The 21101-nt window shown below is 37.8% G+C and carries 20 protein-coding genes; 9 read left to right on the top strand and 11 right to left on the bottom strand.

Annotated elements, in window-relative coordinates:
* The first annotated feature begins 68 nt into the window (after window positions 1-68).
* From AACL31_RS00270 to AACL31_RS00255, 4 genes are all read left to right on the top strand, one after another.
* Window positions 69-1397: a type I-F CRISPR-associated protein Csy1 gene (locus AACL31_RS00270; protein WP_339053622.1), complete on the top strand. Its 1329-nt coding sequence runs from the start codon at window positions 69-71 to the stop codon at window positions 1395-1397.
* A complete protein-coding gene (gene csy2, locus AACL31_RS00265; RefSeq protein WP_310512398.1) occupies window positions 1394-2302 on the top strand; it encodes a type I-F CRISPR-associated protein Csy2 in 909 nt (302 codons plus the stop codon). The genes AACL31_RS00270 and csy2 overlap by 4 nt, the downstream gene beginning before the upstream one ends.
* Before the next feature lie 14 nt (window positions 2303-2316).
* Window positions 2317-3456 (top strand): type I-F CRISPR-associated protein Csy3, encoded by a 1140-nt coding sequence (csy3, locus tag AACL31_RS00260; RefSeq protein WP_310512397.1) that lies wholly within the window; start codon window positions 2317-2319, stop codon window positions 3454-3456.
* A 617-nt stretch (window positions 3457-4073) separates the two neighbouring features.
* Window positions 4074-4715 carry a hypothetical protein gene (locus AACL31_RS00255; RefSeq protein ID WP_310512396.1) on the top strand — a complete coding sequence of 214 codons (642 nt, stop codon included), beginning with the start codon at window positions 4074-4076 and terminating at the stop codon, window positions 4713-4715.
* A gap of 462 nt (window positions 4716-5177) precedes the next feature.
* Here the strand turns inward: AACL31_RS00255 and AACL31_RS00250 are convergent, their stop codons facing one another.
* Window positions 5178-5585 carry a hypothetical protein gene (locus tag AACL31_RS00250; protein ID WP_310510989.1) on the bottom strand — a complete coding sequence of 136 codons (408 nt, stop codon included), beginning with the start codon at window positions 5583-5585 and terminating at the stop codon, window positions 5178-5180.
* Window positions 5586-5812: 227 nt separating this feature from the next.
* Between AACL31_RS00250 and aac(6') the strand changes: the two genes are divergently transcribed.
* The 3 genes from aac(6') (at window position 5813) to miaE (ending at window position 9916) form a co-directional block, all read left to right on the top strand.
* Window positions 5813-6256, top strand: coding sequence for an aminoglycoside 6'-N-acetyltransferase (gene aac(6'), locus AACL31_RS00245; RefSeq protein WP_310512395.1), 444 nt, complete (start codon window positions 5813-5815; stop codon window positions 6254-6256).
* Window positions 6257-6590: 334 nt separating this feature from the next.
* The gene (gene mutS / locus AACL31_RS00240) at window positions 6591-9152 is read left to right on the top strand and encodes a DNA mismatch repair protein MutS (RefSeq protein WP_310512394.1); all 2562 of its coding nucleotides are present in this window, start codon (window positions 6591-6593) and stop codon (window positions 9150-9152) included.
* Window positions 9153-9154: 2 nt separating this feature from the next.
* Window positions 9155-9916: a tRNA isopentenyl-2-thiomethyl-A-37 hydroxylase MiaE gene (gene miaE, locus AACL31_RS00235; protein WP_310512393.1), complete on the top strand. Its 762-nt coding sequence runs from the start codon at window positions 9155-9157 to the stop codon at window positions 9914-9916.
* 61 nt (window positions 9917-9977) lie between these two features.
* Here miaE and rpoS read toward each other — a convergent pair whose 3' ends face one another.
* The 8 genes from rpoS to ftsB all read right to left on the bottom strand — a co-directional run bounded on the left by rpoS (window position 9978) and on the right by ftsB (window position 17118).
* Window positions 9978-10967, bottom strand: coding sequence for an RNA polymerase sigma factor RpoS (rpoS, locus tag AACL31_RS00230; RefSeq protein ID WP_310512392.1), 990 nt, complete (start codon window positions 10965-10967; stop codon window positions 9978-9980).
* A gap of 54 nt (window positions 10968-11021) precedes the next feature.
* A complete protein-coding gene (gene nlpD, locus AACL31_RS00225) occupies window positions 11022-12086 on the bottom strand; it encodes a murein hydrolase activator NlpD (protein WP_310512391.1) in 1065 nt (354 codons plus the stop codon).
* Window positions 12087-12240: 154 nt separating this feature from the next.
* Window positions 12241-12867 carry a protein-L-isoaspartate(D-aspartate) O-methyltransferase gene (locus tag AACL31_RS00220; protein WP_032115462.1) on the bottom strand — a complete coding sequence of 209 codons (627 nt, stop codon included), beginning with the start codon at window positions 12865-12867 and terminating at the stop codon, window positions 12241-12243.
* Window positions 12861-13622 carry a 5'/3'-nucleotidase SurE gene (gene surE / locus AACL31_RS00215; RefSeq protein WP_310512390.1) on the bottom strand — a complete coding sequence of 254 codons (762 nt, stop codon included), beginning with the start codon at window positions 13620-13622 and terminating at the stop codon, window positions 12861-12863. Before surE ends, AACL31_RS00220 begins: the two co-directional genes overlap by 7 nt.
* An 829-nt stretch (window positions 13623-14451) precedes the next feature.
* Window positions 14452-15501 (bottom strand): tRNA pseudouridine(13) synthase TruD, encoded by a 1050-nt coding sequence (gene truD / locus AACL31_RS00210; protein ID WP_310512389.1) that lies wholly within the window; start codon window positions 15499-15501, stop codon window positions 14452-14454.
* Window positions 15467-15979, bottom strand: coding sequence for a 2-C-methyl-D-erythritol 2,4-cyclodiphosphate synthase (gene ispF / locus AACL31_RS00205; protein WP_310512388.1), 513 nt, complete (start codon window positions 15977-15979; stop codon window positions 15467-15469). Before ispF ends, truD begins: the two co-directional genes overlap by 35 nt.
* 23 nt (window positions 15980-16002) lie before the next feature.
* Window positions 16003-16731: a 2-C-methyl-D-erythritol 4-phosphate cytidylyltransferase gene (gene ispD / locus AACL31_RS00200; protein WP_310512387.1), complete on the bottom strand. Its 729-nt coding sequence runs from the start codon at window positions 16729-16731 to the stop codon at window positions 16003-16005.
* Window positions 16732-16824: 93 nt separating this feature from the next.
* The gene (gene ftsB, locus AACL31_RS00195; RefSeq protein WP_032115467.1) at window positions 16825-17118 is read right to left on the bottom strand and encodes a cell division protein FtsB; all 294 of its coding nucleotides are present in this window, start codon (window positions 17116-17118) and stop codon (window positions 16825-16827) included.
* Between the two features lie 448 nt (window positions 17119-17566).
* On the opposite strand from ftsB, the gene queD reads away from it, so the two are divergent.
* Window positions 17567-17929 carry a 6-carboxytetrahydropterin synthase QueD gene (gene queD, locus AACL31_RS00190; protein WP_310512386.1) on the top strand — a complete coding sequence of 121 codons (363 nt, stop codon included), beginning with the start codon at window positions 17567-17569 and terminating at the stop codon, window positions 17927-17929.
* Window positions 17930-17971: 42 nt separating this feature from the next.
* Here the strand turns inward: queD and queE are convergent, their stop codons facing one another.
* Window positions 17972-18646, bottom strand: a complete 675-nt coding sequence (queE, locus tag AACL31_RS00185; protein WP_310512385.1) for a 7-carboxy-7-deazaguanine synthase QueE — start codon at window positions 18644-18646, stop codon at window positions 17972-17974.
* A 171-nt stretch (window positions 18647-18817) separates the two neighbouring features.
* Between queE and AACL31_RS00180 the strand changes: the two genes are divergently transcribed.
* Window positions 18818-20191 (top strand): amino acid permease, encoded by a 1374-nt coding sequence (locus tag AACL31_RS00180; protein ID WP_339053621.1) that lies wholly within the window; start codon window positions 18818-18820, stop codon window positions 20189-20191.
* Between the two features lie 94 nt (window positions 20192-20285).
* On the opposite strand, the gene AACL31_RS00175 is transcribed toward AACL31_RS00180, so the two are convergent.
* The gene (locus AACL31_RS00175; protein WP_310512383.1) at window positions 20286-21074 is read right to left on the bottom strand and encodes an endonuclease/exonuclease/phosphatase family protein; all 789 of its coding nucleotides are present in this window, start codon (window positions 21072-21074) and stop codon (window positions 20286-20288) included.
* Between the last annotated feature and the right edge of the window lie 27 nt (window positions 21075-21101).

Below are 21101 nucleotides of genomic sequence, written 5' to 3'. Positions count from 1 at the left end.
AATAACCCAATATGAATAAGCATAATTGAAATATATCAATATTTATCAAATAAAATAAGGATAATCCCATGTTTGATCCAGCAATTGAAGACTTCCTTGCCAAACGCAGGGAGAAATGGCTTAAAGAAAAACTTAAATCTTCCGACAATGACCAACAAATTCAGATAAAACAGCAAGAATGTGAAAGAAAATACAATTTAGCAAACTATTTACTCGATGTTGCATCAAAAATACATCAGCGAGCCTTAACCACCCACCCCAGTACATTTACCCATACCGCTACCGGCATCGGTAAAAAAAATCTAAAAAACCAAACTTTTGTCACACCACTTATCTACCAAGGCGACAGACAAAAGGACGGTTTTTTGCGCTCAGGTAATGTAAGATGTAAAACCATCGATTCAGTCGGTAATGCTGCAGAAATGGCTATTGAAAATTTTCTTCGACTTAAATTAACAGATGGGGCATCACTATTTGAACATATTGAAAACGAAACGGATTTAGCCAAATCGCTATTATTCATAGTAGGCCAAGACTATAATACCCTCAGAACTAACTTGTTAGCCATTAAAGCTCAGCATAAAGAGCCATCAACCAGTTCCAAAATAAAGCAGGTCTACTTCCCAACTTCAGATGGATATCACCAATTATCATTATTGACACCATCGTGTTACCTATTTGAATTGCGTCAACGTATCGACCAGTTGCGCTTTGCGGAACAAAATAAAGTGGCACGACAGTTAAAAAACAAAAACGAATACAGCGAACATGGTTTTAGCGAAATTTATAATCTCACTACCATGAGTTTTGGTGGAAAAAAAGCACAAAATGCCTCAATGTTAAGTAGCAAAAATGGCGGTAAAGCTCATTTATTATTATCCCTGCCACCAACACTACAAACGCGCACCCTGCGCTTACCACAACACAATTTTTTTACTGACACCTTCAATTCTTTTCACATAAAAGAAATCTTTCAGGCATTTCATCGTTTACTTTATATCAGTAAAGATAAACCTGAACATTTAAATGATACACAACAGAGCAAAGAAAACCAGAGATACAAGCCGAGTCGCGCTGCTGTACATAATATACTAGCTACCCGCATACAGGAGTATATTATTTTACTCATGAGCCAAATTCGCCAGCAATTCGCGAAAAATGAAATACCTTTACCAAAAACTCTGCCTACTTACCAAAAAATTTGGCTTTTCCCTGACCGGCAAGATGAACGCAATCAAACTAATGATTGGCTAACTCAGCTGATTAAAGAGCTCGCCCGCCAGTTTATTGCCAACTACGAAAAAGTCATCGGCAAAAAATACATTCAATTAGGTGATGCTGAATTAAATGAAATAATTCGCTGTGTAATTGAAAATAATAAGGAGTCACTACGGTGAGTATAATTCGCCTATTACATCTACCCCATATTCGGATCCATAACGCCAATGCGTTATCCAGCCCGTTTACTATCGGTTTCCCAGCGATGACCGCCTGGTTGGGCTTTACCCACGCTTTACAACGCAAACTCCATCAGCATGGCTTTCCTGCACTGAAATTTTCGGCAATCGCGGTTATTAGTCATCAATGTGAACTACAAACCTATAAAGGCCCCGGTGATTTTGTCCAATCAATTATCGCTACCGCCCATCCCATTGAAAAAGACGGCTCACGCGCTTCATTTATTGAAGAAGCACGCTGTCATCTGGACGTTTCATTATTAATTAAATATGAAAATATCGAACAAGGACAGCTAGAGCCATTAAGCCAACAACAATTAGAAAAAATCAGCCAGTTACTAACAACCATGGAAGTTGCTGGCGGTGACATTTTAACCTTTGCTAACCCCCAAATATGGACAGTTGACGATGACGACGATACAGAAAAACGTCAATTAAAGCGGAATTTGATGCCTGGTTACGCACTGATTGAACGCCGTGAATTGATGAAACAGTCTATGGAAACAGGAAAAGATGCTATCGATGCTCTGCTTGACCATCTGACGGTATATCACCATTGTGAAAAACAGCAAAATGGCCAAATTAAATGGCACAGTAAACGTAAAACCGAAGGATGGATTGTGCCAATTGCCACTGGTTTTCATGCTATATCCACATTAGGCAAAGCAAAAAACCAGCGTGATCCTGATACGCCACATCGTTTTGCCGAAAGTATCGTCACGTTAGGTGAATTTAAAATGGTACATCGTTTGGAACAGTTAGCCGACAGCTTATGGCATTACGCCATCGATGCAGAAAATAACCTCTATTTATGTCAGCAAGATAAATGTAACGAATTTAATTAATGGAGAAATATAAAATGGCAAAAAATAATGACTTGGCTTCAGTATTAGCATTTGAAAAAAAATTAGTGCCCTCTGGTGGTTACTTTTATGGCACCTGCTGGGATAATAAAAAAGAAGCTTTCCCTTTAGCATTACAGGAAAAATCGGTTCGTGGCACAATTTCAAATCGTTTAAAGGGGCCGATACAAAATGATCTGATGAAGCTTAATGCTGCCGTTGAAAAAGCCAATTTACAAACCGTTGATACCTGCGCGCTCGGTACCGAGCAGGACACCTTAAAACATCACTTTACCCTTAAAATATTGGGCGGTGTGCAATATCCTTCAGCCTGTAATAATGCCAATTTTAAACAAAGCTATGAACAGGCAGCAACCAACTATATTGAGCGGGAAGGATTCAAAGAACTCGGCTGCCGCTATGCACATAATATCGCTAACGCCCGTTTTCTATGGCGCAATCGGGTGGGTGCTGAAAAAATAGAAGTCCAGGTTAGCGTATTAAACCAAGGACAGGAACAACAGTGGACATTTGATGCCACCCAATACAGTATCCGTGATTTTGACCAACAAGATGCAGCTGTCAAAGAGTTAGGTAATAAAATCGCCGCAACTCTGGCCAGTAAAGATGGCGCACTGCTATTGAACATCACCACTTATGCATTATTAGGCAAAGCTCAAGAAGTCTATCCTAGTGAAGAACTGGTACTCGACAAGGGAAAAAGTAAAAAAAGTAAAATCCTTTACCATCTCAATCAACACGCAGCAATGCACTCACAAAAAATAGGTAACGCATTGCGCTCAATCGACACCTGGTATCCAGCCTACCAAGATCCTGAACGCAGCGCCGGCCCGCAACTTGAAAGCTCACATCGCTTTCATTGCCTTGCTGATCTAGAAAAAGAACTTCTTATGCGATATATGATCAATGGAGAAAGATCTTTTATTATTCAAGCTCAAGGTTACACTGTTCCCATAATTGGCCAGTGTGGTCATGATTTTAATGCTGTTGTTTTGTGTGGAGAAGACAACAAACCATATGTACAGTTTGTCGATTCCTGGAAAACATTTAATGTCCTACCAACCATTACAGAATTAAATGCGCATTTTCCATCATCAGCAGAATTTTATATTCGATCTTATCAGCGGAATAATTGATACCCCACCCGCCGTAAAGGGCGGGAAGCCTTTTGCCAATCTATTGGTGTGAGATGAATTAGATTAATGCCGTAATTCAGATAAAAATTAAGGCTCTACCAGTAACCTGTGTTTAATTTAACTGGCTATTTAAATGACCACTATTTTACTTACCAGCCAAAGTCGGGTTCAATAGACTAGCAAATTAGCTAAAATCGCTAGCTAAAACAAAAATATATCACTATTTTTAATCGAAGAAATGAAACTAACCAGCAATAAATCATGCATTAATGGTTAGCATAATTTAATGCAATTATTTTTCATTTTTATGTTTTATATATTCAAAATTAAGCGAGATATTTTTGGCAATATTAAAGCCAAAATTTACATATGTTCTCAATGACAAAATAGCCAATCATTTTTAGTATTCAGCAATCTAAATGCAACAGTGGCGGAAGCGATAAATGATAAAAGAAATTCACAATAATAAGGTTTAATCCTGATAGTAATAAATAAATTTTATTGGAAAAATTATTGTAGAAACTCAAACTTATCTCAGCCAATAGACAAGTCACTGATGTTTTGAAATAGCGTTAAAATGAAATAATAATTCTGTTGCTAATTAAGGATTTAAAATTATGCCATATATTTCAAACAGTCACCCAAATCCCCATCCAACGGGTCATTGGGGTGATATCTCTACTGCTGGTCACAGCTTATCAGCTGAGTTTAGCAAGCCACCCTCGCCAGAAAAGTCCGGATTTTGTTCCTGGATGCGTAATTTTTTCAATTATTTAACTGGCACTTTCGGTGAGAAATTAAGTTGCTCAAAACTAAATTCTGCCTTAAATGATATCTTCAACCCAACAAATGGCTGGCAAGCAAAAGCCCATTTTGAATTCGGCGGAACAAATCAAGTTGGCTACCGCAGCAAGCAAAAGGACGGTATAACTTATATTGTCTCTTCTGCTTGCCATGATTTAACTAACCCTAATCCAATGCAGGATCTATTATCCGGTGGCCGTACTGCTGCACAGACGCTGAATGAAATTAAAAAAGCCTATCCCCACGAGCAAGTCAAAGTCTTAGTACCGATCGCCCAAAGCAATAAATTCTGCGGTAGTACTCGAGGCCATTTTGTCTTACTAGAAGTCGATATGCATGCAGGTAAAATTCAATCGGCTAAAATCCATGATTCAAAAGGCCCGCTGCTTGATACTTTTTATAATGGTGCAGGACATTTAACCAAACAGTTATTGGCAGAAAAGAGCTTGGTTTAGACAAAGATTTTGCCGTCACTAGCGAGCATCTTGGACATCAAGCCCTGCTTAATGGTAACGATTGTGGACGTTTTACCGCTTATTATGCCGACAAAATTATCGATGATAATTTATCGAACGCTAATGCTAAAGACGCCCACGCTTTTTTTGCTCGTTATCAAAAGTTGGCCTAAAAATTAACTGGTTTTGTCGCATTAATAGAAATTAATTTTGCTCAACAATAAATAGACTTCTCGGCTAGTTAGAAATAAAAAATGTAATAATGATTAATGCGACAAACCAATAAATCTTAATAGCAGAGAAATAGCGTTTGTAATAAATAAACAACAATAGTTTAAAAAACACTTTATGCCGTTCGTTAATACGATTAATTAAAACAATTCTGTGAAAGTAAAATAAGCCCCTACGGAGCTTAATTATTGATGAAAATAACGATAATTATTTCGTACATACTAGCTAAAATTATATTTGCGATAAAGTAGCATCAATTTTTTCTGGACGAAGTGTATACATACCACCATTAAATGGGTCAACAATTAACCAACCTATTAATCCACCAAAGAAAAAATTACCAGCAACATACCATCCATTAGCACTCGCTTTTAACGGTAAGGTAACCGGTTTTAATCCTTCCTTTGTCAAAGTAATTTCATAACTTTTTTTACCAAAATAACCACCCTCAGATTTTTCTAATGTAATTCCCTGAGGTGTTTTTCCTTGAGCAATGATTGATCCCTTTTCATCTTTGACGGAAAATTCAGCGCCAGACGGATTGCTATTAATCTGTATACGCTGAGTTTTTTCACCCACTATCGTTGCACAACCACTCATCATTCCCATTGCAATTAAAGCTAAAACTAATTTTTTCATTATCATCCCTGTGATAGGTAAAGTTAAATAATTTTAACTAAAACAAGGTGTAAAATAAATATGAGGTTATTTATTTTATAGCCCCAATAAAACCAATTTGATTTAGCTATATATCGCGATTAAATAATATTGTTATAAAATAAGGAACCAATAAAGCCGTTTAAATTCGGCGTAACTTTTATCCAGCTAAAAAATAATTTTGTCGCTGTTAAAAAATAGGAAACGGTATGTCAATAATGATTAGAAAGATGGAGAAAAATGACCGTACGGTTTGGGCAACTATGCGTCTGCAACTATGGGATCGACATGCCTATGATGCCCATCTTAGTGACATAGATAAAATGCTAAGTAGTAAGCAAAATGCAGGATATATCGCTATGTTAAACCATCAGGCAGTCGGTTTTGCCGAAATTTGCCTACGGGAATATGCCAACGGCTGCACCAAACAACCGGTTCCCTTTTTGGAAGGTATCTGGGTTAAGCCTGAATACCGTCAACAAGGTATTGGCCAGGCATTGATCAATAAAATAACCACCGAGCTGATTGCAAAGGGATTTGAAGAACTCTGTTCCGATGCCGAAATTGACAATAAACTATCACATAAAGCTCATCAAAATTGGGGCTTTAATGAAACAGAACGCGTTATCTGTTTTCGTAAAGAGCTTATCTGATAGCAATTCTCACTGCTATGACGCAAGCAACTAAATAACAGTTACATATGTTTTCTCCACTCCGCTCGCAATGTAGTCAATAAATTTGCCATAGAACCTTTATGAGGCTAATTTTGTGAGCACTATTTTTTCATCGCCATGACTTCTGGTTATTGCTTATCCATAGTATAGTGAAGATAATTTTTCATAAGTGGCTAGATTTTGCTAACAAGCGGACAATCTATTTTAAAACCAATCCCTTACACAGCAAATTGTTCGGGTTTAATTAAAATAGCATTCAGCAAGCAAGTCTTACCGGCAATATTACAACTCAAAGAGTTAAAAAATAAAAACTATGACTAATTCCCAAAACTTCGCTCCCCATACCCCAATGATGCAGCAATATTTACGCCTTAAGGCACAACATGCTGATATTTTGTTATTTTATCGAATGGGTGATTTTTATGAATTATTCTTTGATGATGCTAAAAAAGCAGCCCAATTACTTGATATTTCATTAACTAAGCGTGGGCAATCGGCCGGCCAACCCATTCCGATGGCTGGCGTACCTCATCATGCCGTAGAGAGTTATTTAGCCAAATTAGTTCAGTTAGGTGAGTCAGTTGCTATCTGTGAACAAATCGGTGATCCCGCCACCAGCAAAGGCCCCGTCGAACGTAAAGTTGTTCGCATCGTAACGCCGGGAACCGTTACCGATGAAGCATTACTACAAGAGCGTCAGGACAATCTATTAGCTGCGATTTGGCAAGAAGATAATGGTTATGGCTATGCCACTTTAGATATCACTTCCGGCCGTTTTATTATCAGTGAAATAGCTGATATCAACACCATCAGCGCTGAATTACAACGTACCCGACCGGCAGAACTGCTCTATCCAGAGAATTTTGTCGATGTTGCACTATTTGAAAATAATAAAGGACTACGTCGTCGCCCATTATGGGAGTTCGAATTAGACACCGCTAGACAACAATTGAATCTACAATTTGGTACCCAGGATCTGATGGGTTTTGGTGTTGAAAAGGCGACATTGGCATTGCGCGCAGCGGGTTGCTTACTGCAATATGTTAAAGATACCCAACGTACAGCATTGCCCCATATCCATAGTATTACCATGGAGCAGCAAAAAGAGACCATTATCCTTGATGCCGCTACGCGTCGTAATCTTGAATTGACACAAAATTTATCAGGTGGTAGCGAGAATACGGTAGCTGCGATACTGGATCAGTGCGTAACGCCGATGGGTAGCCGGATGCTAAAACGTTGGCTACATAGTCCGTTGCGCAATCTAAATAAATTATTCAATCGCCAACAAGCGATAGCTGGACTCCAATCTTATCATTTCGAATTACAACCTTTTCTACGCCAAATTGGTGACTTAGAACGGATACTTGCTCGTTTAGCACTCCGTTCAGCCCGGCCTCGGGATCTGGTCCGCATGCGTCATGCTTTCCAACAATTTGCCGATATTCACGCGATATTAGATAAGATTGAATTTCCCTATTTGAAAAACTTGCAGTCACGCATTAGCTCCTTTGCATCACTGCAAACACTATTGGAAGAAGCCATTGTTGACACACCACCGGTGTTAATGCGAGACGGAGGAGTGATCGCAACCGGATATCATAGCGAACTTGATGAATGGCGTGCATTGGCCGATGGTGCCAGTGATTACTTGGAAAAACTTGAATTGCGGGAAAAAGAGAAATTAGGCATTGATAGCCTAAAAGTCGGCTTTAATGCGGTGCATGGCTATTACCTGCAAGTCAGTCGTGGACAAAGTCATCTGGTACCTATCCATTATGTTCGTCGCCAAACCCTAAAAAATGCCGAACGGTATATTATCCCTGAGTTGAAAGAATATGAAGACAAGGTACTAACTTCTAAAAGTAAAGCATTAGCAATTGAGAAAAAGCTTTATGAAGAACTGTTTGATCTGTTATTACCCCATTTATCAGCATTGCAAACTAGCGCCGAAGCGTTAGCGGAATTAGATGTACTCAATAATTTGGCAGAGCGCGCCGAGACTTTGGACTATCGCTGCCCAATATTAAATGAGAAACCTGGCATAGAAATTGTTGCTGGACGCCATCCAGTCGTTGAGCAGGTACTTAGTGAGCCATTTATTTCTAATCCACTGGATCTGTCACCACAACGTCGGTTGTTAATTATTACTGGCCCCAATATGGGCGGTAAAAGTACTTATATGCGTCAAGCAGCCTTAATTACACTGCTTGCTTATATAGGTAGCTTTGTGCCAGCCGAAAAAGCGATTATTGGCCCGATTGATCGGATCTTCACTCGGGTTGGTGCGTCGGATGATCTTGCTGCCGGTCGGTCAACTTTTATGGTGGAAATGATAGAAACCGCTAATATCCTCCATAATGCGACAGAACAAAGTCTGGTATTAATGGATGAAATTGGTCGCGGTACTTCAACCTATGATGGCCTTTCACTTGCCTGGGCTTGTGCGGAAAATCTGGTTAGCCAGATTAAAGCTATGACTTTATTTGCTACGCATTATTTTGAATTAACCAATTTGGCAGATAAGCAGGAAGGTGCGGTTAATATTCATCTGGATGCAATAGAGCATGACGACACGATTGCGTTTATGCATAACGTTCAAGAAGGCGCTGCCAGTAAAAGCTATGGCCTAGCGGTGGCTTCATTGGCGGGTGTCCCCGCCAAGGTTATTCAACGAGCAAAACAGAAATTAATCGAGCTAGAAACGCTCTCCACGCTGCCAGCAAATAAATCTATTGATAATTCACAACTAGCAAAAGTAGTGGAAAAGACGGTTTCACCAGCCATTGAAACTCTCGAAAAGTTAAATCCTGATACATTAACACCTCGTCAAGCGCTAGAATTGATTTATCGGTTAAAAGAAATGGTGAAATAGTTATGTTATATGATGCAAAATTACTTGATCCAATTCACCATTTTTTAGCCTGCAAAACACCGCAAGCGTGGATAGACAAAGCGAGTCAACCAGAAAACTTAGCAATTATTTTATGCGATCACCTGTTGTGTGAACTAAAAGCCGCGCAAAGTGCTATGCTACTGTTGCGAAAATATGCCGTTGATGAACAGAGCAGTGATACACTCTTACAATGGTTACAACCTTTCGAAGATTTTGCTTATAAGAAAATTGGCAATATTGATACGCTTAAAGGAAAAAATCAGTTATCCAAATCGATCCGAGGAAAGAAAAACACAAGCTATAGCCAATCTCTGATTGATAAAATGGTGTTATTAATTAAAGAAGAACTCCACCATTTTTATCAAGTGCTGGAAATCATGACGGAAAGAGATATCAAATATCAAACTATCAGTGCCGGTCGTTATGCTAAGGGCTTATTTAGTCATGTTAGCCATCATGAACCGAACACATTAATTGATAAACTGATCATTGGCGCTTATATCGAAGCGCGCTCTTGCGAGCGTTTTGCTAAACTCGCTCCTCATCTTGATACACCCTTAGCTAAATTCTATATTTCACTACTCAGATCAGAATTTCGCCACTATCAAGATTATTTAGTTTTAGCACAAGCTATTTCTAGCGAAAATATTCAGCAGCGGATCGAATATTTTGCCAACATCGAGGCTGAATTGATCGAAAGGCCGGATAGCGATTTTAAATTTCATAGTGGCGTTCCCGCCTGATGTCAAACAAAAAGGTGGGTTTTCCTCCCACCTTATTAATATTAACGATATTGCAAAGATATTAGGTCTTAAATAAATATTCCATACTAAGACCTTGATTATGCAAAATATCTTTTAATCGGCGCAAACCTTCAACCTGTATCTGACGAACACGTTCTCTAGTAAGACCAATCTCTCGCCCTACCTCTTCTAACGTTTCCGATTCATAACCTAATAAACCAAAGCGGCGTGCTAATACTTCACGCTGTTTTGCATTAAGTTCAAACAGCCATTTAACAATACTTTCTTTCATATTGTTAGCTTGGATAGTTCCTTCTGGCCCTGAATCATTATCATCAGATAACACATCAAGTAACGCTTTATCTGAATCACCACCGATTGGAGTATCAACAGAAGAGATCCGCTCATTTAGCCGCAACATCCGGCTAACATCATCTACCGGTTTGTCTAAGCGTTCTGCAATTTCTTCGGCGCTTGGCTCATGATCAAGTTTCTGAGCCAATTCTCTTGCAATACGCAAATAAACATTTAACTCTTTAACGATATGAATCGGTAAGCGGATAGTTCGCGTCTGATTCATAATTGCTCGTTCAATAGTTTGGCGGATCCACCATGTTGCATAAGTTGAAAAACGAAAACCCTTTTCTGGATCAAATTTTTCAACCGCCCGAATTAATCCAAGATTGCCTTCTTCAATCAGATCCAGTAGGGCAAGACCACGATTACTATAGCGACGAGAAATTTTTACAACCAAACGTAAATTACTCTCAATCATACGCTGACGTGCTGCTGCATCACCACGTAAAGCGCGCCTAGCATAAAATACTTCTTCTTCCGCTGTCAGAAGAGGTGAATATCCAATCTCACCAAGATAAAGCTGAGTTGCATATAGAACACGTTGATTAATATTCTGAAATAAATCTGAATCATCATCTTGCTCTAGATTTAAGTCCTCTTCTTTTAGCAAGCTTTCATCGAAAGCTTCCGCATCCATGCTAGTTTCGTCTAAATCGTCATATAACTCGTTAACTTTTAGCGAATTTTGGCTCATCAGTCACTCCTACCCTTGATAATGCAGACAGCATTGACAAGCAATCTGTCCAAGTTATCGTTGCGAAAGATAACGCAACGGGTTTACTGATTTTCCCTTGTAACGAATTTCAAAATGTAATCTTACCGAACTTGTACCGGTGCTACCCATAGTGGCAATCTTTTGCCCTGCCTGAACCTCCTGTTGATCACGAACTAATATAGTGTCATTGTGAGCATAGGCACTCAGATAGTCATCGTTATGTTTTATTATTATAAGATTTCCATATCCACGTAATGCATTTCCAGAATAAACCACTTTTCCTGCTGTAGTTGCAAAAACAGGTTGACCGCGCGATCCGGCAATATCAACACCTTTATTTCCGCCCTTTACATCAGAGAAAGATTCAATCACTTTCCCTTCGGCCGGCCAGCGCCACTTACCTACTGTATTGACTACGCTGTTACTATTTAAGCCCGAAGATGCTGTTGTTGCAGGCGGCGTAGAAGGTGTTAGTGGCTTGGATGCTCTCGGTAACATCTTTCCTGAATTTTGCTCACTGACAGATGAAGCATACGCATTAGTTGACTGAGAATCAACATTTGTATTGTTAGTATTCGGAGTACGATTAGCAACTACCATTTCTGAGTCGGTAGAACTACTACCAATATTAAGTACTTGCCCAATATTTAAACTATAAGGTTCTGCAATTTTATTACGTTGCGCTAGATCACGATAATCATTGCCTGTTATCCAAGCAATATAAAACAGCGTATCACCTCGTTTAACAGTATAGGTGTTACCACTATAGCTTCCTTTTTGGATATTATCATAATTTCGGTTATAAATTATTCGGCCATCGGTGTTAGTCTTAGGTGCTGGTATCACTGGCTGATATACCGGCTTATTTATACTATTATTTTGATTACTAACAGAAATATTTTTAGGAGAAGAGGGTATTGGCGTATTTTTTGATGATGTATTGACAGCAGGATAAGTATCAATTGGGCGGCTACTATCTTGGACACTACTAATTGGCGCTGCTGGATGATATGGTGTCGAGCACCCTATTAACATTGTGCCTGTTATTATACAGATAGTTGCCCATCGAATCGTAAATTTTGGGCTGTTAAAATTCATACTTCTTCTCCCGTGAAGATAAATCTTGAATAAAAATCGATAATGTAAGTCATGATCGACAATTTATCGCAATAGCTAAATAATAAATTATTATGCTTATTAAAGCAGAGATTAATAAAACCTTAAATTATCTATCGCTAAAATATTACCTATTTCATGCCAAACTTCCAGGAATTAAAGGAACAAATCGCACTGACTCTACCGTTGTAGCATGAAAATCATTACCCTGACGTTTAATGACTTTTAACATCTGTTTTTTCTCACCGACAGGTAATACCATGCGGCCACCATCTTTCAATTGTTCAAGCAACACGAGTGGGAGTTCTGCCGGCGCCGCGGTGACAATGATTCCATCAAAAGGCCCCTTTGAAGCCCATCCCATCCAGCCATCTCCATGACGGGTTGAAATATTATGGAGATCAAGTTGTTTTAATCTACGTTTAGCATTCCATTGTAGCCCCTTGATCCGTTCTACCGAAAAAACCCGCGCGACAAGATGAGCTAAAATGGCTGTTTGATAACCCGACCCTGTGCCTATCTCTAAAACATGATCCGAAGGAGAAAGCGTAAGTAATTCTGTCATCCGAGCAACAATATAAGGTTGCGAAATAGTCTGAGAAAAACCTATAGGTAAAGGAATATTTTCATAAGCTTTATGTGAAAGTGCTTCATCGACAAAACGCTCACGAGGAACTTTTGCAATAGCTGCCAATAGACCTTCATCTTTAATCCCTTGATGGCGTAGTTGTGTCAATAAATCTCTCATTGACCGTTTTAGCATTCCTCACTTGCCTCTGCTTTTAATAACCAATCTTTAACAACTTGCTGATCCTTATAAGCGGTTAAATCCACTTGTAATGGCGTAATAGAAACATAACCCGCCGCTACTGCAGCAAAATCAGTACCTGGACCCGCATCAGATATTCCGCCAACTGGCCCTAACCAATAGACCGTATCGCCCCTTGGATCTTTAGATGGATCAACTTTTTGAGCTGCATGACGACTACCACAGCGTGTCACTTTGTAACCTTTAATTTCCGATAAAGGAATATCAGGAACATTAATATTAAGAATATTACCCGCTTTTAATGGAGTTTTCTGTAATAATTTTAATAAATGACAAGTTACTTCTGCTGCTGTTTGGAAGTGTGTTTCACCATTCAATGAAACCGCAAGTGCAGGTAAACCAAGATGACGTCCTTCTGTCGCCGCTGCAACGGTACCTGAATAAATAACATCGTCACCCAGGTTGGGGCCATGATTAATACCCGAAACGACGATTTCAGGAGAGGGTCGAATAAGCTGATTAACGCCTAAATAAACACAATCCGTTGGCGTTCCCTGTACTGAGATGTCGTCATTGGCTAACTTAGCTATTCGTAATGGTTTATGAAGTGTTAATGCGTTTGATGCCCCACTTCGGTTTCTATCAGGTGCAACAACCTGAACGAAATAATGTTTACGTAATGCAGTAGCAAGCGTTTGGATGCCAGTTGCTGTTACACCATCATCATTACTTAGCAATATCCTTAGCATTATTGTATCCCGTTGATTTATATTGAACGTTATATTAAGAACCAGGCTATTTTATCCAACTATTATCATCTATGATAAAAAAAGATTATGGGTTGAAAATAGCGTCAATAATAGATTACAGCAAGAATATCATTAAGTAACAATAAAACACATCAAATTACGATAGAAAAATGAAGGTCTAATATTAGTGGATGTGAATGTAATAAAATAACAATATAATTTTGTTTGTTTTAACAACTACCTGAAAAATAATAAAATATCTAATTACAATTATCATTTTTAAATAACATAAATAAGATACGCCAAAATAATATCCAGTGAAAATACTATCTTAACCAAATATCTAACTAGCAATACATCAATCAATAAAAAAAAATTTCTAATAAATATTAAAAATGTATAAAGAGTTGTTGACTAAATACTATCAACACTACCAGTCAATAACGAACAAAATAAGCAAGTTAACTTTTTACAACAACAGAAATAACACTGCCCAATGTATTAACCGCTAATTTTTTATTAAAATTTTGTCGGTTGAATTCTAATATTTTCACTTAATCTTAAAATCTATTGGGCAAATTTGATTAGCTATTTTCAGCCTCTTTTATTTTGACTTTAGTTAATAACAGCATTTATCAATAAAGAGTTGCAAGCAATCGGTTACATCTGACTGATAATAGCAAAATAAAAATTTTACCTTAATGGCGCTTATTACAAAAGAAGGCTTAATACCTTTAAAAACAAACTGACAACATAATTGTTAAATTTTAAATCTTATTATATTTATATAATAAGATTTATCATCAACAACATTATTTTTAACCGAATACTATTCAGCAATATCAATAATATTTTCAGTAGATTGATTAATTAATTCTCGTATCACACTGGTGGCAAAACTACCCTTAGGTAATGAAAAAGACAATTTCAAGGTTTGCTGCTCTAACCATTTCCAATGCATATTACTAGGAACAACAATGATCGCTCGTCGAACCAAATTTGTTCGTTCAGCTTCCAGCAGCGGCAATAAAACAGAAAAATGAGTTAAGCACTGCTGTTCAAACAGTTTAGCTTCTGATTGAGTTCCTAATTCTTTTTCACCATATAGCGGAGCGGTAATTTGAATTTCGCCAGCCTGCAATCTTAGTTGTAATTGAGATAACTCTTCACTCTTAGCAACGAACCAACTACCACTGCCGGTTAATTGCATAACATCACCGTCCATTACCTGACGTACTTTATTATTAAGCATACGTTCGCTGACGATAAAATTAAATATAACACTCCGAACGGCAGAAAGATAAAAACTACGTTTATTACGCTGCTTAACTTCAATTTCACCTTTTGCCCAACGCTCAGCTTGCACGAGATTATTACCCGCTCGACCAAAGCGCTGCTCACCAAAATAGTTAGCTACCCCGAATGTTCTGATTTGCTGCAAACGTGTTTCCACTGCTTGCTGATCACTAATATGTCGAATAGTTAACTCAAAATCATTGCCTTTTAATGAACCAATACGCAATTTACGTTTCTGTCGTTTCACTAGCAAAATTTCACATCCTGCAAGTGAAAACTGGCTAAAATCGGGATCTTCCTTTCCCGGCAAATGAAGACAAAACCACTGTTCTGTCACTGCTTGCCTATCTTTTAATCCAACATAGCTGACACTACGTGGAGAAATACCAACAAATCGAGCCAACTGGTCGGCTACAAATAGAGTATTACAGCCCTTTTTTCTAACATACACCATCAAGTGTTCACCCTCACCTTCAGGTGAAAATCCCAGATCTTCACGTACAATAAAATCTTCAGCCGTTAATTTTATTGCTCCGCTTGCTACTGGTTTACCATGCAGCCACTGAAGTGCTGTCACCATCATGACTATTATCCTTTACTAATAAAACCACTGCTGAGCAAGCAATGCCTTCTTTTCTACCAATAAATCCAAGTTTCTCCGTCGTGGTAGCCTTAACATTGACATCATCAATATGGCAACCTAGATCATCTGCTATATTTTTGCGCATATCAGCAATATATGGCAGCATTTTGGGTACTTGAGCAATAATTGTGATATCAAGATTACTAATACAATATCCTTTTTTCAGCACCTGCGAATACGCCTCGCGTAACAAACCGCGACTATCGGCATCTTTAAAAGCCGGATCGGTATCAGGAAAAAGTTTACCGATATCGCCTAATGCTGCTGCTCCAAGAATAGCATCTGTCACTGCATGTAAGGCGACATCACCATCGGAATGCGCTATTAATCCTTGTTCATAGGGAATTTTCACTCCACACATTGTAATTGGGCCATCTCCACCAAATTTATGTACATCAAATCCATGTCCAATCCGCATGAACGATACTCCTAACAATAGTCTTATAAAGCGCGAGAAAGGTAGAATTCTGCTAACATCAAATCTTCTGGTTGAGTAACCTTTAAATTATCCACTCTACCTTCCAGCAATTGAGGATGGTAACCGCAATATTCAAGCGCCGAAGCCTCATCGGTAATTACCGCTTTTTGCGCTAATGCTTGAGTCAAACAGTTTTTGATTAATGCTAAAGGAAAAAATTGTGGCGTCAGTGCATGCCAAAGTTCACTTCGTTCAACAGTATGACTAATATCTATTTTTCCTTGAACTGAACGTTTCATTGTATCTCTTACTGGCGCTGCCAAAATACCACCATAAGAAGACTGTTTACTATCAATAAAACGAATAATACTATTTAAATCAGTTTGATGTAAGCAAGGTCGAGCTGCATCATGAACTAAAACCCAACAGGGATCTAGCTGTAAATTGTCTGATAAATAATTCAGTCCAGCCAAAACTGAATCAGCCCTTTGACAACCACCAACGACTGTTTTAATTTTTGCATTTTTTGCAATCGCTAATTGATGAAAAAAGATATCATCCTTATTTAACGAAACAATAATTTGGGAAATTCTTGGCTGCTTAAGTAAGGCAGATATGGTATGCTCAATAATCGTTTTTCCCGCTACTTTCAAATATTGCTTGGGACAATCCGCTTTCATACGATTGCCAATACCAGCGGCAGGTATTAAAGCAGCAATTTGCACTTTATGATTAGATATAAATTTATTCATTGTTCTAGACTGTTTTCTTATGAATTACTACTTTTTCGTCATAATATTTTTAAATAATTTTGTGGCCGGAAAAAATATTATTAATTAAAAATTTTATTTATGGTTTGGAAAAGCATTCTCATTCACTATTCGATAAAAAGACTCTCCAGGTCTAATCATACCAAGCTCAGAGCGGGATCGCTCCTCAATAGCTTCGCGTCCCTCATTCAAATCGTCTATTTCAGCAAATAAACGTTCATTGCGTACTTTAAATGTCGTATTCAACGTTTCTAGCGCTGCAACTTCACTTTTTATACGCAAATAGTCATGGACACCATTTTTACCAAACCATAGTGAATATTGTAACCAGCAAAACACCGCCAACAATATCAGCGCTAATTTACGCATCGAAGCCCCCTGCAAGACTCACTTATCATCCCACAACTTACCCTATGACGCTACCTATCACAGATAAGTTATTAATAAAAAAATTCATAAATAAATATGAAATAGAGTCAAACGGGTCTTTTTATTGACAAAGTATAGCTTAGCTATATGTCAAAAAAAGTTTGTTTTTACCATCTAATAAGTTGATCAATTTAAAATATTTTGTTGGTTAACTGTTTTTTTTATTTAAAGTAAAAAATTATGCTGAAAAATTCTTTCATTCTATTTTATATTCATTAAGTTATCACACAAGGTCAAGATAATAAGATAATATAACCATATCTCATTTTTAAAATGATTAAATTATTTTTAACTCACATAATGAGATTAATTAATCAAAAGTTTCTAATATAAAAAATGCACTCATTCAGATAAAATGTTTGCATTAATACAATTGATAGGTGCCACAATGAGCGCAACAATTTTTAAAGACTTTCAGTTTGAGGCTGCCCATCGACTACCCCATGTTCCCACAAGGCATAAATGTGGACGTTTACATGGGCACTCATTTATGGTCAGATTAGAATTAACCGGTGAAATTGATCAACAAACAGGCTGGATCGTTGACTTTAGCGATATTTCTAAAGCTTTTAAACCTTTATGGCAACAATTAGATCATCATTATCTTAATGACATAGAAGGATTAGAAAATCCTACTAGTGAAGTTATTGCACGTTGGATTTGGCATAAAATGAAACCCATTTTGCCACAATTAAGTTCGATAATGATTAAAGAAACTTGTAATGCAGGTTGTATTTATCGCGGTGAATAAACCCCGCCCTTTATTTTCAGCACCGATTGGTGCTGAGTACTATTACGCGATATCTAGATATTTATGCATTTGAACCGATAACCGCCAATTACGTTTAATACAGGTTTCAATACAAAGCTGAGTCGCATTAGCATTTTGACTAATCGGTTGCAAACAAATATGTGGTACAGGATGATTGGGCTCAAGCTGATTAATCAAAGATTCTAATGCATCAATATCTTTTTGACGCCCGACAGGATGTTTAATTTCATTTGCTCGATTTAACGCTGCCGGCAATATACTAAAACCACCACGCATCGCCACTTTTGGTGATACAGTTACCCAAGTTTTTTCAGAACAATAAATATTATGTGTCCCACTCGTCTCAATTTGGCATTGATAACCATTTTTTTCTAAGTTATCAGTTAATTCGGTTAGATCATATAAACAAGGTTCTCCCCCTGTAATGACGATATGACGAGCGGTATAATTATTCTGTTCAAATAGATCAATAACTTGTTCTGAACTACACGCTGCCCACTCGTCACTTCCGATCTTTTTAGCTAAGATTATCGATAATGACCGCTGTTGTTGCTTATTTTTAGCCCAAGTATGTTTAGTATCACACCAACTACACCCGACCGGACAACCCTGTAAACGAATAAAAATTGCTGCTACTCCGGTAAAATAGCCCTCTCCCTGTATTGTTTGAAAAATTTGATTAATTGGATAATCCATGACGTTCTCTAAAATAACTTAATAATTTGCCTATTATTGCAGATATCTATCCCTAGAACACCTTTCTTTATGTTATGGTTAACAACTTGTGCTTTGTAGTTATCAAAACCATTTAGGTTGTGAACTGGGAGCATATCCAGCACATTAAAAAGAAAGATGGAAAGGCAACACATGAACAATACAAATCAACTTAAACGGGGATTGACTGGCAGGCATATTCGCTTCATGGCGCTAGGCTCTGCAATTGGTACAGGGCTTTTTTATGGTTCAGCTTCAGCAATACAGGCTGCCGGCCCAGCGGTACTGCTTGCCTATATGATTGGTGGAGCAGCAGTTTTTATGGTTATGCGAGCACTGGGTGAAATGGCCGTCCACCACCCAGTGCCAGGTTCTTTTTCTCAGTATGCCAGCCACTATATGGGGCCATTAGCCGGTTTTCTTACTGGATGGAATTATATCTTTGAGATGTTAATTGTCTGTCTGGCCGATGTAACTGCTTTTGGCACTTATATGCGCTTTTGGTTTCCTCAAGTTGAACAATGGATATGGGTATTAAGTATTGTCCTATTTATTGGCGCATTGAACTTGTGTCATGTGAAAATTTTCGGTGAAATGGAATTCTGGTTATCAATTATTAAAGTGATTGCCATTATTGCGATGATCATTGGTGGTGGTGCAATCATGTTATTTGGTTTTGGTCAAGGAACCGAACATCATGCAACAGGTTTATTTAACCTTTGGCAACATGGTGGCTTTATGCCTAATGGTGTAGAAGGAATTATTGCCTCACTAGCAATCGTTATGTTCGCCTTTGGTGGTATTGAAGTGATCGGCATTACTGCAAGTGAAGCTAAAGAACCAGAAAAAACTATCCCTAAAGCCATTAATGCTGTGCCATTGCGTATATTACTGTTTTATGGTTTAACGCTATTTGTCTTAATGTGCATTTTTCCTTGGAACCAAATTGGACAGAACGGTAGTCCATTTGTACAAATTTTTGCCAATTTAAATATTACTTCTGCCGCTAATATCTTAAATATTGTTGTCATTACAGCTGCTATATCTGCTATTAACAGTGATATCTTTGGAGCTGGCCGTATGATGTATGGTATGGCCCAGGAAGGGCAAGCACCTCGTTCATTTATGAAAGTTAGCCGCACTGGTGTTCCCTGGATGACAGTAGTTGTTATGTCGGTAATTATGCTGATCGGCGTTTATCTCAATTATATTATTCCAAAAGATATTTTTGTAATAATTGCCTCTTTAGCCACATTCGCAACCGTTTGGGTTTGGTTAATGATCTTGCTTTCTCAAGTTGCTATGCGCCGTAAAATGAGCGCTGAAACGGCAAGCAAACTGAAATTTAAAGTACCATTTTGGCCGATTGGTCCATTCATCACCATCTTATTTATGGTGTTTGTCATCATGCTGTTAGGCTTTTTCAAAGATACACGCGTTGCGCTGATCGTAGGAATGATTTGGATCGTATGCTTGTCAATTACTTACTACTTATTTATTAAAAAAGAAAATATACCAATAAAATAGCATTGATAACTAACATCATTATCTGAGTGCAAACCTAATATTTAAAATAGAAATGCTAAATCAGCATTTCTATTTTTTTATTCTCTGATTAAAACTATTTGATACTAAACTTGGCAGAAATGGGATTATGATCAGAAGATTGCGTTTTAATCACTTCTGCATCCAGAAGGGTCAAACTACGATAAAAAACATAATCTAATGGGTAACCAAAGATGATAGTACGTTCATCAGTGCTAAAATTAACTTCTTTCATCCGTAAACTGCGCGTAAAACGTTTAAGTGTATTTATACGTTGTCGACTCCAGGTATTAAAATCCCCAGCAAAAATCACTGGCCCTTGATGTCTTTTAATATGCTCCCCTATATTGTGTAGTTGCCGACTATAAATATCCACCCCAAAACTAAAATTAACCGCATGAATATTAATAATCATCAAATTTCGGCCATTATGTAATGGATAAACGGTAATTAACGCTGATTTCGGTAACCGAAGTAATGGCTCTTTTTCCCGCAATGGACAACAATAAATTGGATGAGATCTTGCTAACGTCATTACCCCAGAAGCGTGTTGAGGGAAAACAATTGCTGGCACTTGATCAGCAACTAAATGTTGAGATACGACAAAATCAATAAGTTGAGGTGAAGTTTGAGCTTCTTGTAACAGAATCAAATGTTTATCTATGACTAATTTATTTAAAACTGAATACCAGTTTGGGCGTTGCTGCTTATAAATATTCCATGAAACAATGCTTAATTCATCACTTTCTGAGAATAATGGCATCCCTATAGGTAAATCATCATCAAGCGTATATTCAGATACAGGTAAAATACGCTTTGCTGGCTGGCCAGCAATATAACGCACTGAATAAATTTTCTTTGCCACCTCAAATAGCCCTTAAAAATCGAATAT

Source organism: Arsenophonus endosymbiont of Crataerina pallida, from assembly GCF_964020125.1.
Taxonomy (GTDB): Bacteria; Pseudomonadota; Gammaproteobacteria; order Enterobacterales; family Enterobacteriaceae; genus Arsenophonus; species Arsenophonus nilaparvatae.
This window is presented reverse-complemented; position numbering and strand designations above follow the sequence as displayed.

Excerpts from the sequence above, each read along its gene's own strand:
- AACL31_RS00270 (WP_339053622.1), top strand. The coding sequence starts at position 69 with ATGTTTGATCCAGCAATTGAAGACTTCCTTGCCAAACGCAGGGAGAAA.
- csy3 (WP_310512397.1), top strand. The coding sequence starts at position 2,317 with ATGGCAAAAAATAATGACTTGGCTTCAGTATTAGCATTTGAAAAAAAA.
- AACL31_RS00255 (WP_310512396.1), top strand. The coding sequence starts at position 4,074 with ATGCCATATATTTCAAACAGTCACCCAAATCCCCATCCAACGGGTCAT.
- AACL31_RS00250 (WP_310510989.1), bottom strand. The coding sequence starts at position 5,585 with ATGAAAAAATTAGTTTTAGCTTTAATTGCAATGGGAATGATGAGTGGT.
- mutS (WP_310512394.1), top strand. The coding sequence starts at position 6,591 with ATGACTAATTCCCAAAACTTCGCTCCCCATACCCCAATGATGCAGCAA.
- miaE (WP_310512393.1), top strand. The coding sequence starts at position 9,155 with ATGTTATATGATGCAAAATTACTTGATCCAATTCACCATTTTTTAGCC.
- rpoS (WP_310512392.1), bottom strand. The coding sequence starts at position 10,967 with ATGAGCCAAAATTCGCTAAAAGTTAACGAGTTATATGACGATTTAGAC.
- nlpD (WP_310512391.1), bottom strand. The coding sequence starts at position 12,086 with ATGAATTTTAACAGCCCAAAATTTACGATTCGATGGGCAACTATCTGT.
- AACL31_RS00220 (WP_032115462.1), bottom strand. The coding sequence starts at position 12,867 with ATGCTAAAACGGTCAATGAGAGATTTATTGACACAACTACGCCATCAA.
- surE (WP_310512390.1), bottom strand. The coding sequence starts at position 13,622 with ATGCTAAGGATATTGCTAAGTAATGATGATGGTGTAACAGCAACTGGC.
- truD (WP_310512389.1), bottom strand. The coding sequence starts at position 15,501 with ATGATGGTGACAGCACTTCAGTGGCTGCATGGTAAACCAGTAGCAAGC.
- ispF (WP_310512388.1), bottom strand. The coding sequence starts at position 15,979 with ATGCGGATTGGACATGGATTTGATGTACATAAATTTGGTGGAGATGGC.
- ispD (WP_310512387.1), bottom strand. The coding sequence starts at position 16,731 with ATGAATAAATTTATATCTAATCATAAAGTGCAAATTGCTGCTTTAATA.
- ftsB (WP_032115467.1), bottom strand. The coding sequence starts at position 17,118 with ATGCGTAAATTAGCGCTGATATTGTTGGCGGTGTTTTGCTGGTTACAA.
- queD (WP_310512386.1), top strand. The coding sequence starts at position 17,567 with ATGAGCGCAACAATTTTTAAAGACTTTCAGTTTGAGGCTGCCCATCGA.
- queE (WP_310512385.1), bottom strand. The coding sequence starts at position 18,646 with ATGGATTATCCAATTAATCAAATTTTTCAAACAATACAGGGAGAGGGC.
- AACL31_RS00180 (WP_339053621.1), top strand. The coding sequence starts at position 18,818 with ATGAACAATACAAATCAACTTAAACGGGGATTGACTGGCAGGCATATT.